Source organism: Gemmatimonadota bacterium (assembly GCA_026706845.1).
GTDB lineage: Bacteria > Latescibacterota > UBA2968 > UBA2968 > UBA2968 > VXRD01.
In genome coordinates this window covers 49,654-63,717 of sequence record JAPOXY010000100.1, presented here as the reverse complement: position 1 = coordinate 63,717, position 14,064 = coordinate 49,654, and the positions used below count along the sequence as shown (strand labels likewise).

At 52.4% G+C, this 14,064-nt stretch carries 16 protein-coding genes; 12 read left to right on the top strand and 4 right to left on the bottom strand.

Translation table 11 applies throughout. The annotated features are described in order from the left end of the window. Positions 1-9 precede the first annotated feature (9 nt). Genes OXG87_10305 through OXG87_10290 form a run of 4 tightly spaced genes read left to right on the top strand, consistent with a single transcriptional unit; the run spans position 10 to position 2,305 of the window. On the top strand, positions 10-1,098 hold the full coding sequence (locus OXG87_10305) for a VCBS repeat-containing protein (protein ID MCY3869940.1): 1,089 nt from the start codon (positions 10-12) through the stop codon (positions 1,096-1,098). Between the two features lie 36 nt (positions 1,099-1,134). Next, positions 1,135-1,455 carry an NIPSNAP family protein gene (locus tag OXG87_10300; GenBank protein MCY3869939.1) on the top strand — a complete coding sequence of 107 codons (321 nt, stop codon included), beginning with the start codon at positions 1,135-1,137 and terminating at the stop codon, positions 1,453-1,455. Beyond that, positions 1,456-2,019, top strand: coding sequence for a GNAT family N-acetyltransferase (locus OXG87_10295; protein ID MCY3869938.1), 564 nt, complete (start codon positions 1,456-1,458; stop codon positions 2,017-2,019). Next, positions 2,012-2,305, top strand: coding sequence for a UPF0175 family protein (locus OXG87_10290; protein ID MCY3869937.1), 294 nt, complete (start codon positions 2,012-2,014; stop codon positions 2,303-2,305). Before OXG87_10295 ends, OXG87_10290 begins: the two co-directional genes overlap by 8 nt. On the opposite strand, the gene OXG87_10285 is transcribed toward OXG87_10290, so the two are convergent. Further along, a complete protein-coding gene (locus tag OXG87_10285; protein ID MCY3869936.1) occupies positions 2,292-4,073 on the bottom strand; it encodes an AAA family ATPase in 1,782 nt (593 codons plus the stop codon). The two genes, OXG87_10290 and OXG87_10285, sit on opposite strands and share 14 nt — an antisense overlap. Before the next feature lie 681 nt (positions 4,074-4,754). On the opposite strand from OXG87_10285, the gene OXG87_10280 reads away from it, so the two are divergent. From OXG87_10280 to OXG87_10250, 7 genes are all read left to right on the top strand, one after another. Further along, a complete protein-coding gene (locus OXG87_10280) occupies positions 4,755-5,084 on the top strand; it encodes a hypothetical protein (protein MCY3869935.1) in 330 nt (109 codons plus the stop codon). Between the two features lie 70 nt (positions 5,085-5,154). Next, positions 5,155-5,481 carry a hypothetical protein gene (locus tag OXG87_10275; protein ID MCY3869934.1) on the top strand — a complete coding sequence of 109 codons (327 nt, stop codon included), beginning with the start codon at positions 5,155-5,157 and terminating at the stop codon, positions 5,479-5,481. Between the two features lie 108 nt (positions 5,482-5,589). Next, a complete protein-coding gene (locus tag OXG87_10270) occupies positions 5,590-5,949 on the top strand; it encodes a hypothetical protein (protein MCY3869933.1) in 360 nt (119 codons plus the stop codon). An 83-nt stretch (positions 5,950-6,032) separates the two neighbouring features. Then, positions 6,033-6,569 carry a carboxymuconolactone decarboxylase family protein gene (locus OXG87_10265; GenBank protein ID MCY3869932.1) on the top strand — a complete coding sequence of 179 codons (537 nt, stop codon included), beginning with the start codon at positions 6,033-6,035 and terminating at the stop codon, positions 6,567-6,569. A gap of 2 nt (positions 6,570-6,571) precedes the next feature. Beyond that, on the top strand, positions 6,572-7,816 hold the full coding sequence (locus tag OXG87_10260) for a DegT/DnrJ/EryC1/StrS family aminotransferase (protein MCY3869931.1): 1,245 nt from the start codon (positions 6,572-6,574) through the stop codon (positions 7,814-7,816). A 6-nt stretch (positions 7,817-7,822) separates the two neighbouring features. Next, on the top strand, positions 7,823-8,581 hold the full coding sequence (locus tag OXG87_10255; protein ID MCY3869930.1) for a cysteine hydrolase family protein: 759 nt from the start codon (positions 7,823-7,825) through the stop codon (positions 8,579-8,581). 14 nt (positions 8,582-8,595) lie between these two features. Then, positions 8,596-9,597, top strand: coding sequence for a polysaccharide deacetylase family protein (locus OXG87_10250; GenBank protein ID MCY3869929.1), 1,002 nt, complete (start codon positions 8,596-8,598; stop codon positions 9,595-9,597). 6 nt (positions 9,598-9,603) lie between these two features. On the opposite strand, the gene OXG87_10245 is transcribed toward OXG87_10250, so the two are convergent. Continuing rightward, positions 9,604-10,464 carry a leucine-rich repeat domain-containing protein gene (locus OXG87_10245; protein MCY3869928.1) on the bottom strand — a complete coding sequence of 287 codons (861 nt, stop codon included), beginning with the start codon at positions 10,462-10,464 and terminating at the stop codon, positions 9,604-9,606. 19 nt (positions 10,465-10,483) lie between these two features. Continuing rightward, entirely contained in the window at positions 10,484-12,313 is a 1,830-nt protein-coding gene (locus OXG87_10240; GenBank protein ID MCY3869927.1) for a UbiD family decarboxylase, read from the bottom strand. Positions 12,314-12,414: 101 nt separating this feature from the next. Between OXG87_10240 and OXG87_10235 the strand changes: the two genes are divergently transcribed. Beyond that, complete coding sequence (locus tag OXG87_10235) at positions 12,415-13,401, top strand: YhdH/YhfP family quinone oxidoreductase (GenBank protein MCY3869926.1); 987 nt, start codon at positions 12,415-12,417, stop codon at positions 13,399-13,401. 68 nt (positions 13,402-13,469) lie between these two features. Here the strand turns inward: OXG87_10235 and OXG87_10230 are convergent, their stop codons facing one another. Beyond that, positions 13,470-13,940, bottom strand: coding sequence for a sugar phosphate isomerase/epimerase (locus OXG87_10230; GenBank protein MCY3869925.1), 471 nt, complete (start codon positions 13,938-13,940; stop codon positions 13,470-13,472). Between the last annotated feature and the right edge of the window lie 124 nt (positions 13,941-14,064).

The following is a 14,064-nucleotide window of genomic DNA, read 5'->3' as shown; positions in this document are numbered from 1 at the left end:
GGAAAACAAATGTTCATAATTCACGAAATAGACGACAACATCCGCAGCGCCTATGGCATGACAGTCGCCGATGTCACAGACAACGGACACTTGGACATCGTAGCCGGTTCTATGGGAACCTCAATGATCGCCCTGTACGAAGGACCCCATTTTGAAAAACAAATCATATCAGAAGCGCACCCCGGTACCATCTCACTATCGGTATTCGACGTCACAGGCAACGGCCGCAAAGACGTGATTGCGGCCAGCGGATTTGGTCGAAGACAGCGGATTCCACCGGAGTACTTGCACTGGTTTCAAGCATCTGAAGACAGCGACATCTGGACCCAACACTTCATCGACTGGGTACCCTATTCACACCGCATTGCAATGGTAGAAGTCAACGGTCAACCCCTGCTATTTGTCGCAACCCTGCAAGGGCCGGGAAGCCAGATCAACGACTTTGATGCGCCGGGTGAATTGTGGTGTTATCGCATACCACAAGACCCGGTAAATGAACCGTGGGAAAAGCGATTAATCGACGGACAATTGAGACTCAACCACGGCCTGAGCGTATGCGACGTAGATGGCGATGGCCGCATGGACTTACTACTCGGCACGCGCGATGGCCTGATCTGGTTTGAGCCGCCCAAAGGGGATGGATTCGAGAAAAAATGGAACCGATGGACCATAAGCCCCCGCGAAAGCAGTGAAACCTTTGCCGTAGATATGGATGGGGATGGCGTAAATGAAATACTCTCCATCGAACCCTGGCACGGCAATGAACTCGTCTGGTACAAAGCGACCGGCGACATCCGAACAGGCGCGTGGGAACGGCATCTAATCAGCGACAAACTCAACCGCGGACACTCCCTGTGGTGCGGCGACATAGACAGCGACAACGCACTGGAAGTCATCGCGGGATACAACGGACCCGGCACGGCCCTCCACATCTATCGCCCAGAAAATTTAGAAACAGACACCTGGCACATTGAACAAATCGACAACCGCATTGGCATGGGACAAATGGCAATCGAAGACCTCAGCGGCAACGGCAAATTAGACATCGCCGCAAGTGGCATGTCAACCGGCAATGTGCGGTGGTATGAACAAATTTAAATCGTCGTCAATTAATCCCAAACAAAGGAGAAAAGCATGTTCTTTGAACTACGTCAATATCGCACCCAACCGGGAAAACGAGAAGAATGGGTTGCATTTATGGAGAGTGAAATCATCCCGTTTCAAATATCAAAAGGCATGGTAGTTATCGGAAGTTTTGTCGGCGAAGAAGAAGACGATCTCTACGTGTGGATTCGTCGATTTGAAAGCGAAGAACAAAGAGAGCAACTCTACAAAGCCGTCTATGAAGACCCGTATTGGACCGACACCTTGAGCGATCAAGTAGGCGCACTGATCGACCGAGAGCGCATCGTCGTAACGCGCCTCAACGCAACATCAAAATCTGTGATCCAATAGATGGACAACTTTGCTTGTCACAATATTCACCTGAAAACAGAAAACTTGAAGCTTCGGCCATTTGAAGAAACAGATTTCGATCTCGCGGTACCTTTTTATCGAGATCCCGATTTTCTGAATGCAATGGAAGGAGAGCCGCCTGACGAGCCCGTGACAGGTGACTATCTCAAACGCGCGGGCAAACACATGGCAAAACAGGGCTTCCTATTTGCAATTGAGGAAAAGGCGAGCGGGCGAACCATTGGCGAAGTGTGTTTACAGTGGATGAATTTGGAAAGGGCAAAAATCAAGGGAGAGAAGGTCATGCGCTTGCCCATTGGGATATGGGACAAATCCCTCTGGGGCAAAGGCTATGGAAAAGAAGTGGTGCGACGCCTGATGGCATACGCATTTGAGGAATTGAAAATCGACCGATTCTGCGCGATGGATGTACATGCAGACAACGAGCGATCAAAAGCCTTGTGGCGGTCATGTGGATTGACCGTCTCAAGAGAAATGGATAACGGAAAGATACTGGACTATGAGATCACGCGATCAGAATACAGGAGATTAAGTCTTGGCTAATACGGAAAAGGAATTGACGATCAAGTTACCTGAGTCACTCGTCGAAATACTCGGCGGTGCTCAGAAAGCAACAAAAGAGGCCACCCGGGCAACGGTTTTGGATTTGGTGCGTACAGGAAAAATCAGTGTGGGAAAGGGAGCAGAGTTACTTAACCTGTCCCGGCATGATTTTTTAGATCTCATGAATGATCATCATGTGCCTGCGATTGATTACTCCCCCGAAAATTTCGAATATGAGCTTCGTGGACTGCGCGAGAAATTTGGAATTTCACCTACCAAAAACTGACAAACCCCGTATGTTCAAGACGGCGTTTCACGCGCTGGAGTTTATGTGTTGAGCGGGGATATGTGGAATCGCAAAAAGCGATCAGCGCGTCCAGCAAACCTGCGAGTTCATCTCCTGCGCCGGATAGGCGTGGGAGAATCTTTTGTAAAATCTGATAATCAAAAGCATCTCGGGGCGTAAACGCTGGCGCATTTGAAGGCAGTCCCTCGATCAAATCGAGCGCATACGCCATATAGATGAGAACCTCGTCTCGGATGCGATAGCCAAAATGTAAATCCTCCTCCGCGAGCACCGCATTAATCTCCTCCAACGGCTCATTCCACGCAACAACCTCATCGCGGTGGCGAACATCTTCCAACTGCCGATAGGGACGGTCAATAAGCGCAGCACCCAGAGCGCGCAGAGCCGTCGAATCAATCTGCACCTCGGGATCATAATCCGACAACCCCAGATCAACGCGGTCAAAAGCAACCGTATTCGCCCGGTCAAGCACCTTGGGACTAAACGCATAAGTCGTCTCATCCATATTGACCGTACCCGCAACAAACAAATTGGGCGGAATGGGCAAACGCGAAGGCAACTCTCCCATCTCATCCGTTGACACCACATCGCCACCCTGCGCCAATTCAATCGGATCTGTCGTCCACGCGCCATCGAGCGTGCGTCTCGCCGTCTCCATAACACTTAAAAAATCGGCAAAATAGTGCTCCACGCGGGCGAGATTCATCTCGTCCAAACACACAAAATAAGGACGATCCGGGTCGGCTTGTGCTTCGCACATCGCCTGAAGCAGTGCACCCGGACGAAATACCCCCGTAAGCAAATTTTCAAACCCGAGCAAATCGCGCACATCGTTCCAATCCGGACGCACGGGAATGAGGCGATACCCTCTTGCCCGACCCTCATCCAGACCATTGATCGCCTCGGCCAAAAGGCGAATCACCGTACTCTTCCCCGTCCCGGATATCCCCGCCAGAATGAGAAAAGGCTTGGTCTTCAAACACAAATAGAGATTGAACAACATCCCCGCCTCAACCTGGAAATTCTTCAGCGCCGTAAACCGGTAAAGATCGCACAACAACTCGGCCTCCACAGGCACAAGCGCATCCCGCACAACACCGGCTTCTGCGGGATCGGGCACATGATACACGACACTACTTTTAGAAGTCTGGTATCTCGCTCTTGTAAACACCGCATACAGCGCGTAGAGATCCTCCAGCACCGCCTTGATATCATCAACAAGAGTCGGCACCGCAGCTTCATCCGGCGTGAGAATCGACCCGACAAACAGCGAGCGATCAACCCCCTCGAGCCTGGATGGCGACCACGGCACGGAACGACCGGGTGACGCCACAATAATATCACCCGCCAAACAGCGATACCCCTTGCGCGGCACCAGACCGCGAAACTTCTTGCGATCCGCAATCGCCTTTTGCATCGCCTCGGCAGTCCACCACCCAGAGTAAAAGCCAATAGCCACGGCATTGTGGTGCAAATAAATACCCAGTTGGGGCAACCGGGGAAACGCGCTCTTCTTCAGCTTGCGATCAACAAAATACAGACACGCGTGATCCCGAGGCCGATCGGGGTTGGAGCGAAAATTAGTCGTCGCATAAACAGGTGAAATAACAGCCGTGAGATCTGGATACTGCTTCGTGAGGACGGGTTCAATCTCATCGCGCAGGACTTGCATCCGCCCATGCAGATGCTCAGCCCCGATGCGCGTGCCATTACAGGCGAGAAAATCATTGGGAGAGAAAGAGAACATAAACGTTGTCAGTTGTTAGTTGTCTATCGTGCGTACATTCGCACAACAGATGGACGATGTCAAGGACTTTCAATTTTTGGGATAAGCTCACTGTAAAAAACATTCATCACCCCTATGAGTTTAACTTGATTTCAAAAAAAAATAAATTATATTGCAAATTTGTCACTGTTGGACCATAGTGACGAGCGGACCTGGCTGGGCTGGCATTAGCCCAGGCGTTCGCAATTATTGTGATGGTAAGGTGCAATCAGCGGTGGGCATCTCAACCCGACCGTTGCCATTGGCGCGCTTTTAGCGGGAAGTACAGGCAGTGGTAATCCTATTAAATACATTGTCTTTTGTCTGTCAATGGTGATGGTGAAGAATATGTAACGCTACACAAAATCAATTCTTTATAAAGCGCATAGAGCAATGCTGTTTTCTGCGCTTTATACTTGTACGGAAAATTTTATAGATAGATAAGCGAATTTTTTTACTGAGCGAGTGGGAATTGTCTTGACACTGCTTCTTTATTTACATTTTTTAACATAATAGCATAAGAAATTCTACATCTTCAAATAAGAAAAAAGGGTTTTCACCTTTTTCATGACGGGGATGGTGCATCTTGTAGCATTCCGTCGGTAACCGTTGCGGTTGCGCGATAGCGCAAACCGTGACACAACCATATTCTGGGAGGTAGAAATGGCAAGCAGAAATATTATTGTCCTGGTCATCATCCTCGCGATTGTGCAGGCCTTGGCGCCCGACGCAATCCCTGGGGGACTTGTGCCACTCGCGCTGGTGATACTGGGACTACTCTACGCGATAGTGGCGGTCGACGCTGAGGACTCGACGGCCTACCTGGTCGTTGCGATTGCAGTCGGCGCTGCTGCAGGTGCGGACGTGTTGAGCAACATCCCAGGGATATTAGGCGAGAGCCTGGACGCCATCGTCGATCCGATCGCCACCGCCTTGTATGCCGGTGTCATAGCCATACTCGTGCAGAGGGGAGTAAACCGCATCAAGAGTTAAAGATGACTGGCGGATCAGCGACCTGTAGCCACAGGTCGTGACACACTAACCTATTCTGGGAGGAAGAAATATGGCAAGCAGGATTATTGTTAGCCTGATCGCCGCTCTGGCGATTATTCAGGGCCTGACGCCCGACGCGATCCCTGCGGGACTTGTGTCCCTCGCGCTGGTGATTCTGGGCTTGGCCTACGCGGTGGTAGCGGTCGGCGCTGATGACGAAACAGCCTACCTGATCGTTGCGATTGCGGTCGGCGCTGCTGCAGGTGCGGATGCGTTGAGCGGCATCCCACAGCTTGGTGCCCAGCTGGACGCCATCGTCGATCCAATCAGCACCGCTTTGTATGCCGGCGTCATAACCATACTCGTGCAGAGAATAATAAATCACTTCACGGGTTAAATATGACTGGTGGCTCACCTGAGATTGGAAACTTTGTGATAGCGTGATACACCGTGTAGCCCTTTACGTGTACGTCATAACACAACTAACTTATTCTGGGAGGATGAAATGGTAGTCAGAATTATTGTTGGCCTGATCGTCGTTCTGGCCATTATTCAGGGCCTGGTGGCCGGCGCAATTCCTGAAAATATTGTGTCGATCGCGCTGGTGATTCTGGGCCTGGTGTACGGAGGGATGGCGCTCGACGCTGAAGACGCGACATCCTTCCTGGTCGTTGCGCTTGCGGTCGGTGCTGCTGCAGGTGCGGACGTGTTGAGCAACATCCCAGCGGCAGGCGAGAAACTGGACGCCATCGTCGATCCCATCACTATCGCTCTGTATGCCGGCGTCATAACCGTATTCGCAAAGAGGGTATTAAATCGCATCCTACCGTCTGGTAATGGCGGTGATGGCGGCGGTGAAGAATAGTTAAAAGCTGCACAGAATTTTGTTATATTACAAAGCGCAGAGAGCAATACCGTTCTCTGCGCTTTCTTCATACAGGAGATTTTATGGGAATAGATAATCTGCGATCGGCAATGCCCGACTATGCGCGGGACATTCGATTGAACCTGGGATCGGTCATATCTGCGTCGCGTCTCGACCCGGCAATGGCCTGGGGATCGGCACTTACAGCAGCACTGGTATCGAAAAATGAACAGGTGATTCAGAACATCATCGAAGACGCACAGGCCGTCATGGACGAACAACACATCAAAGCAGCAAAATCTGCCGCTGCCATGATGAGCATGACCAATGTGTGGTATAAATTCACCGACCTCATTCGGGACAACGAAGTAAAGAACCAGCCGCCCAAATTGCGAATGAATGCCGTGCTGACCCACGGCGGTGTTGATCGCGCATTGTTCGAAGCGTGGAGCCTCTCGGCAAGTGTGGTAAACGCGTGTGGTATTTGCGTAAACGCACACGCATCGCAATTGAACAAACTGGGCATTGACGCACAACAAATCGCAGACATCGCCCGCATTGCCACCGTAATAAAATCAGTGGCAGATACGCTATCCTTTGAAACATTGTCCAACGGTTAAACATGTCTATTCAAGAACGCGCAAAATACGGTGCCGAAGCATTTGACGAACTCGCGGGCAGCCTGCCCCAACCCTTCCCTCGCACCATGGGTCCAAATTGTATCACATACCTCCAGGAAGTCGTCACATCGGGCCTGCAATGCGACATGATTCGGCGATTTGAAGCCGCTTTCGAAAGCGAAATGGGCATCAAACACTGCATCGGCACACCCGGATGCACCGCAGCCCTCAACATACTCGCAGCCGCGCTCAATCTCGAACCCGGCGATGAAATCATCGTATCGCCCATCACCGACTACGGCACGGTCATGGGCCTGCTCAAAGAAAACTACATCCCGGTCTTCCCCGACACCGAACCCGGCACACCGCTCATCAGCGCCCGCACCATCGCACCCTGTATCACCAACCGCACGCGTGCCATTCTCGCCGTCCACATAACCGGCCTCATCTGCGACATGGACCCCATCCACATCCTGGCAAAAAAACACGGCCTGACCGTCATTGAAGACGTATGCCAGGCCGTATTTGGCACGTACAAAGGCCGCCTTGCAGGCACGCTCGGCGACGTCGCCGCCTTCTCATTCGACTCCGAAAAAACACTCGGCTCCGACGTCGGCGGTTGTGTCATCACAGACGACGATGAACTCGCCGAACAAATTCGGTTCATCGGTCAAAGCAGAGGCGGACAAATGGTTGAAGGACTGGGGCGCGTACACGCCGTAAACGGATACGCCCTCCGCATGACCCAATCGACCGCCGCCATCACCCTCGCACAACTCGAAATCATCCGCCCGGCCGTTACACATATCGACCGCATGATTCGCCTCATCACCGACAAACTCGCCGAAATCCCCGGCATCATCCCACTATCCATACCGGATTACCTGGAAACCTATTCCTGCTGGATGGCCGGATTCAGCATCGACCCCAACGCCTTTACATGCGACGCCGAATCCTTTGCACAGCAAGTCGCCGAAGCAGGACTCACCGGAGCGGGACTCGGCAAATACTATCTCATGCCCGCCGCACTGCCCTTTTTAACGGACAAAGCCGAAAAACACCTCCATCCCTTCTCCAAACCCCCGGCATCCCACACCTATACATACAACGCAAACACCTGTCCCAATGCCCGGGACTTCCTCGACAATTTCATCCGCTGGACGACCTTCTGCGAAAAATACCGACCCGAACACTGCGACCTCGTCGCCCAAATTGTCGCCACCGTCGCCGACCGGAATCGAGTCTGATATCCCATGTCACACACATATTCCCTGAACGCCCGGTATTATCGCGCCCTGCCCATCGACGCCCCAGGCTACGAATCTATTCGCCTCGAATTACCCGTTGCAAAAACCGCCTTGATCGGCCTGCACTGCTGGAACATCGGCTGTCCAGATGGCCCGGCAATTGACCCCAACTACTGTGTGGGCATGGGCTGGCCCCAGGCAACCGCCGAAGCCGCGCGCATCATGGCCGAAGTCATACGCCCCGCCATGGACCTCGCGCGCAAAATCGGAATGCCCGTCTGCCATGTAGAAACCGATTGGATGGCGCATCAGTACCCCCATATCCCATCCCGGCGCAAAGAAACATCACAACCAGAACCCGAAAATCGCGCACAAACCATGCGAAACCGCGCGCACGGCCCGAACTACCTCACAAAATCGCCACTTGCAAACATGAAACGGGCCGCCATCGTCTCCCCGATACAAGACGAACCCCTCGTCTTTTACACCGACGCACTCGACACCTACCTCAAAACGCGCGACATCACAACCCTCATCTACACGGGATTTGCAACCGACATGTGCATCCTCGGCGCCGAAGGCGGAGCCAGAGACATGCTCGCCCGCGGTTATCAATGCATCCTCATGCGCGACGGAACAGTCGGCGTGGAAACCCCCAGCACCTATCCCGAAAAATTGGCTACCCGTTACGGCACGCACATCTTCGAGTGGCAACTGGGATACAGCACCACCTTTCGAGATTTCGCTCAGGCGTTTTCAGCCTGACACTGGAGAAAAACATGGCCCTCACAATATGCCCCTGGAAATACAACAAAACCTGGGTCTATTCCATCACCTATGACGAAGCCCTTGTTGACCTGCACCAATTCGCAATCCCCATCCACGAAGAATACGGCATCCCGGGACATGTAGAAGTCGTCGTCGGGCAACTGGGCGAAACGCGCAACATAGGCAACTCCAGCTACAATGGCTATCGCCACATGAACGCCGACGAACTCAAAGACCTCCTCGCCCGGGGCTGGGGGATTGGCAATCACTCCTGGAGCCACGAACTCATACAACCCGACATGGTTGACCTGGAAATTGGCCGCGCAAAAGACGTACTCGAAGCCGCCATTGACGCACCCGTTGACCTCTACTGCGCGCCCGGCAACAACGCCAACATGTCGGACCACGTCCTCAAAGCCTGTCGCAAACACGGCTACCTCGGCGCAATGAGCCTGACCGACGCCCTCAACCGCCCGAACACCCCGCTCTTCTGGATCAATCGCACGGCATTGCACGAACAGTATTACGCCCCATTCTTCAGCGAATACGACCCATTTCGCAACATCCGCCACGCACAAGCGCAAAACGGCTGGATCATCGATTACTGCCATTGCCCATTGGAAAAACCCATACATCCCAACAAAGACTGCTCGCATCCGCAACTCAGAAAAAGATTTGAAACCATCCTCACAGAAGGCGGTGACAAAGTCTGGTGCGCCGTACCCGAAGAAGTACTCTTCTACCACCAGACCAGACGCCACACACAAATCGAAACAATATCCGACACAAAAACCCAAAAGTGCTACCGCCTCCACCTCAACAACCTGAGCGACCGCGTCACCTGCCGCACGCTCACCCTCCACGCCGATGTCCCCGCCTCCTGGTGTCGCTATCCCAACGTATGGATCAACGGACACCCCCACCTCGCACACCTGATAGAACCGAGAAAATTGCAAATCACGGTCACTGTCACAAACGGCATGGAACTCGTCTTTCAAGACCCGGGCGCCTGAGCGACCTCAGTTATCCACCCTCACCCGGACCCCTCTCTCCCGAAGCACCGGAATATGCTTATTAATTGAAACATCGCTCAGGGGATTATCCCTCAAATCAATCAAACTGTTTTCGCCACGCATTCCCGCATTCTCCACCAGAGGCGATAAATCCGAAACATCGCAATCCCGACCATGCACCCTTTTCAGCCTGGGTAAACCCGACAAAGGAGAAAGATCCGAGACCGCATTGTTATTCACAGCCAATCCACCCAACTCGGTCAAACTCGCCAGCGGCGAAAGATCCCAGATCAGATTACTACTCAAATCCAGCCACCTCAACTCGGTCAAACCCGACAGAGGAGAAAGATCCGAAACATCATTGGTATAGAGATGCAGCGTTCTCATCCCCGTCAAACCCGACAGAGGAGAAAGATCCGAAATATAGGAATTCCCACTAATATCCAGTACTCTCAGCTCTGTCAAATTCGACAGCGGAGAAAGATCAGCTATTGTATTGCGAAAAAGATTCAACTCTGTCAGCTTAGTCAAACCCGACAACGGAGAAAGATCCGAAATACCATTGCTATTGACGCGACCGCCATTCGTCAATACATAGCCGAGATTCAGCACCGTCAGCTCGGTCGCGTACTCAATCCCCGTCAAATCGCGAACCCTTGAATTCGGTGCTTCAAGACGCGTCAACGTCGCCATCTCAGCCGCAGTAATCACCTCTCCCCTCGCCTTATTCAAAGAATCCTCAATCACCGCACGCAGGTAGGTATCCGGAATCGTTATACCCTCACCCTTCTTATGAGCACCTGCATCGCACGCGCCATAAATGGCGAGACAGACACCGAGGATGATCAAGAGATATCGGTAGATCATGGAAACAGTCCCCCATTAGTCATATAACCCCATACAACGGCCCACCCGACGCCCCGAGAGCCTCTACCTTTTTTGTAATCCTGGAATCTTCAACAAGCGGAGGTGCGTGGTGGGGCTTGTGGCGCGCATCAATAATCAGCGACCCATTGCAGCCCCAGTGTTTATAGTCAATAAAACTATCAACACCGTAAACATCATGCGAAGGATTGGACCGTGTAAACGCGACCCAGAGAAAATTGTTGAGCGTGCGCGAACAAAATGCGCTATCATCGACAATAAGTACAAGCGGCAAACCATCGAGAGATTGAGACGCCATCGTCTCAGCGAGACGGGCGACATCCCTAACCCCCTGATCCGCATCTGTGAAGCCAGGACCTTCAACAGCTACAATACCGGGCAGTGCAATCGCGGGATTCTTAAATCCATCGGGTAATCTGAGATCACCCGGAACCTCTCGCCATAGATCGCGTCTCTTCGCACCTGCTGCGGCGATCACGACTTTGGAACCCTCATTAAACCCCGTACCCGAATAATCCAGCGTATCAATCGTCGTACGCGTTTGAAAGTGAAGATCGCGCCGCCAATCCACCCGCTCGAGAACGTGGATAAAATAAGCACCGATATCGTGCGTATTCAGATGGGGATTATCTTCCCCCGCACAAATAAAAAGATACTTTGCCAGAGAACACGCACCAAAACCGAGCAATGCATTGGCCAGCGTGAGAATCTCCTGTGGTTGTCGCTCTCGGTAAGGCACATAGCGTTCCGAACCAATGGCAATAAGCAAAGGATGGACACCTGCCGCATCCACAGCATTAATAGACTTGAGACCGGGAATCTCGACGGGGACCATCGGACCGGTAATCTCGTGGATAAGTGCACCAAATGCCGTATCTTCCTGCGGGGGGCGCCCCACAACAGTAAAGGGATAAATAGCATCTCTCCGGTGCCAAACATCTTCCACATGGAGAACGGGAAAATCGTGCGCCAGGCTATAATACCCCAGATGATCGCCAAACGGCCCCTCGGGTTTGGTCTCGCCCGGATGCACGGTACCCGTGATAACAAAATCAGCCTCAGTAGAAATAACACAGGCATTCCTGCGCGCATAGCGGAACCGACGCCCGGCCAGACCCCCGGCAAAAATGAGCTCAGACAAACCCTCGGGCAAAGGCATAACAGCGGAAAACGTATGCGCGGGTGGTCCCCCGATAAAAATACTCACGCGCAAAGGCTCTCCCCGTCTGAGCGCATTGGCATGGTGAATTCCAATATCGCGGCGGATCTGGTAGTGCAGACCAACTTCTTTGTTCCGTATGTACTCATTGCCCGAAAGCTGGATGCGATACATACCCAAATTGGCATTCATAACACCTGGATGGTCGGGATCCTCAGTATAAACCTGGGGCAAAAGCACAAACGGGCCGCCATCGTCGGGCCAGCATTGAATCTGAGGAAGCTGATCAATACTTGTACTGTGCTTGAGCACCGCACCAAAACGCACCCTTCTCGGCAACGTATTAAATGCAATCCGCGCAATCCCCATTGCGCGCCAGGGCGCGCGAAGAAACGCAACCGGATCGGCCTTAACCTCGACAAGGCGTTGGACCCATCTCAGAGTTGACCGAAAGAGAAAACGCGAGCGATCAAGCGTACCAAAAAGATTGGAAACCGCCGGAAACGGACTATCTTTCACATTCGCATAGAAAATCGCTGGACCATTCGCCTGAAAAACGCGGCGATGGATCTCCGCCATCTCCAGATAGGGATCCACCTCCTGTTCAATGCGGATGAGATGGCCGTTGCGATCGAGATCGTCAACGCACTGTTTGAGGGACTTGTATCGCATTGTGTTATACTATTGTTTGGGATTAGAGTTGTAACGTGTAATATAGTGTACTGAATACCAATTTAAGAGACAATTCTTAAATTAGACTAAGGAGGAACTTAATGACATCATTTCGAGCGCTGGTCGTACGCGAAGCAGAGAATCAGTTTTTAAGATCAGTGGAAAATCGACAGATAGATGACCTACCCGAAGGCGAAGTACTGATACGGGTGCGCTACTCCTCGCTAAATTACAAAGATGCCCTATCTGCAACCGGGCACCGCGGCGTAACGCAGGCGTATCCGCACACACCGGGAATAGATGCAGCAGGAGAAATCGTCGAAAGCGCTGTCGCCGACTACAAACCTGGCGACAGCGTACTGGTCACGGGCTACGACCTGGGAATGAATACCGCGGGTGGATTCGGACAATACATCAGAGTACCCGCCCATTGGCTGGTCAGACTCCCCGAAGGATTGACCACAAAAGAAAGCATGGGATATGGAACAGCGGGATTTACAGCAGCACTATCAGTCCATCACATCATCGAAACAGGCGTGACGCCCGACCAGGGCGACATCGTAGTAACCGGCGCAACCGGCGGCGTGGGCAGTCTCGCAGTAGCGATATTGGCCAAAAACGGCTTTCGAGTCGTAGCAGCCACGGGAAAAGCATCAGAAACGGACTTCCTGAAAGAACTCGGCGCTTATGAAGTCATAGACCGGCGCACATTGGACGACGACACGGGGCGGCCCATCCTATCGGGTCGCTGGGCAGCGGCAATAGATACCGTTGGCGGAAACATCCTGTCAACACTCATCAAAACAACGCAATATCACGGCGTAATAACCTGTTGTGGCCTGGTATCCTCCCCCGAACTGCACACCACAGTATATCCATTTATCCTCCGCGGCGTAAAACTAATCGGCATCGACTCTGTCTTATACCCCACGGACCTCAGACTAAAAATCTGGCAACATATCGCTACCGACTGGAAAATCAACACCCTGAACAACATAATCACAGAATGTGGATTGGAAGAACTAAATGCCCAAATAGATCGCATCTTATCCGGACAAATGCGCGGACGGATTGTAGTCAAATTGTAAAAGCAAGGAAGAAGTGTGAAGTGAGAAATCCTCTCAACACCACCCCAGAGTGGGCGCTTCTTCACACTTCATCCTTCATCCTTCACACTTCTAACAATCCCCCGACTCCTCTTCAGCGCATCGAGAGGATCTGGAATATCCGGCTTGAGTTCGAGACTCATATTCCCGGTATAATTGACCGAAAGAAGCGCGGCAAATGTAGATCGCAGCACCTCTCGCGTCAGCACCCCATCGCACAGCCCCAGGTGCAGATCCTCCTCCCCATCATTATCATCGAGATGAACATAACCCAGACGGTCTCCCGCCAGCGCGATCATATCCGCGGGATCTTCATTCGCCATCTGTGCGTGTCCAATATCAAAAAGCAGATACAGATTGGGATGACCGATCTCCTCGAGATAAGTGAGCGTGAAAGGCACCGTCGGCAAAAACGTACCCGGAAAATGTTCAACAGCGAGCTTGACACCTGCATCTTGCGCCTGATCAGCCAGCACACCCAAAGACTCGGCAAACAGGTCGGCATCATCGCCCTGGGGCACCAGGTACGCAGTCGTTGCACCGAGCCGAGCACCGTGATCTTGAGGTCCTGCGCGACATCAGTCTTGACATTGCAGCGGGCTAGATCATCGCCTTGGTTGGTCCCAGCGGCGCGGGGAAAAGCAC

Excerpts from the sequence above, each read along its gene's own strand:
- OXG87_10240 (MCY3869927.1), bottom strand. The coding sequence starts at position 12,313 with ATGCGATACAAGTCCCTCAAACAGTGCGTTGACGATCTCGATCGCAAC.
- OXG87_10255 (MCY3869930.1), top strand. The coding sequence starts at position 7,823 with ATGTCACACACATATTCCCTGAACGCCCGGTATTATCGCGCCCTGCCC.
- OXG87_10295 (MCY3869938.1), top strand. The coding sequence starts at position 1,456 with ATGGACAACTTTGCTTGTCACAATATTCACCTGAAAACAGAAAACTTG.
- OXG87_10245 (MCY3869928.1), bottom strand. The coding sequence starts at position 10,464 with ATGATCTACCGATATCTCTTGATCATCCTCGGTGTCTGTCTCGCCATT.
- OXG87_10275 (MCY3869934.1), top strand. The coding sequence starts at position 5,155 with ATGGCAAGCAGGATTATTGTTAGCCTGATCGCCGCTCTGGCGATTATT.
- OXG87_10280 (MCY3869935.1), top strand. The coding sequence starts at position 4,755 with ATGGCAAGCAGAAATATTATTGTCCTGGTCATCATCCTCGCGATTGTG.
- OXG87_10235 (MCY3869926.1), top strand. The coding sequence starts at position 12,415 with ATGACATCATTTCGAGCGCTGGTCGTACGCGAAGCAGAGAATCAGTTT.
- OXG87_10305 (MCY3869940.1), top strand. The coding sequence starts at position 10 with ATGTTCATAATTCACGAAATAGACGACAACATCCGCAGCGCCTATGGC.
- OXG87_10270 (MCY3869933.1), top strand. The coding sequence starts at position 5,590 with ATGGTAGTCAGAATTATTGTTGGCCTGATCGTCGTTCTGGCCATTATT.
- OXG87_10250 (MCY3869929.1), top strand. The coding sequence starts at position 8,596 with ATGGCCCTCACAATATGCCCCTGGAAATACAACAAAACCTGGGTCTAT.
- OXG87_10285 (MCY3869936.1), bottom strand. The coding sequence starts at position 4,073 with ATGTTCTCTTTCTCTCCCAATGATTTTCTCGCCTGTAATGGCACGCGC.
- OXG87_10260 (MCY3869931.1), top strand. The coding sequence starts at position 6,572 with ATGTCTATTCAAGAACGCGCAAAATACGGTGCCGAAGCATTTGACGAA.
- OXG87_10300 (MCY3869939.1), top strand. The coding sequence starts at position 1,135 with ATGTTCTTTGAACTACGTCAATATCGCACCCAACCGGGAAAACGAGAA.
- OXG87_10265 (MCY3869932.1), top strand. The coding sequence starts at position 6,033 with ATGGGAATAGATAATCTGCGATCGGCAATGCCCGACTATGCGCGGGAC.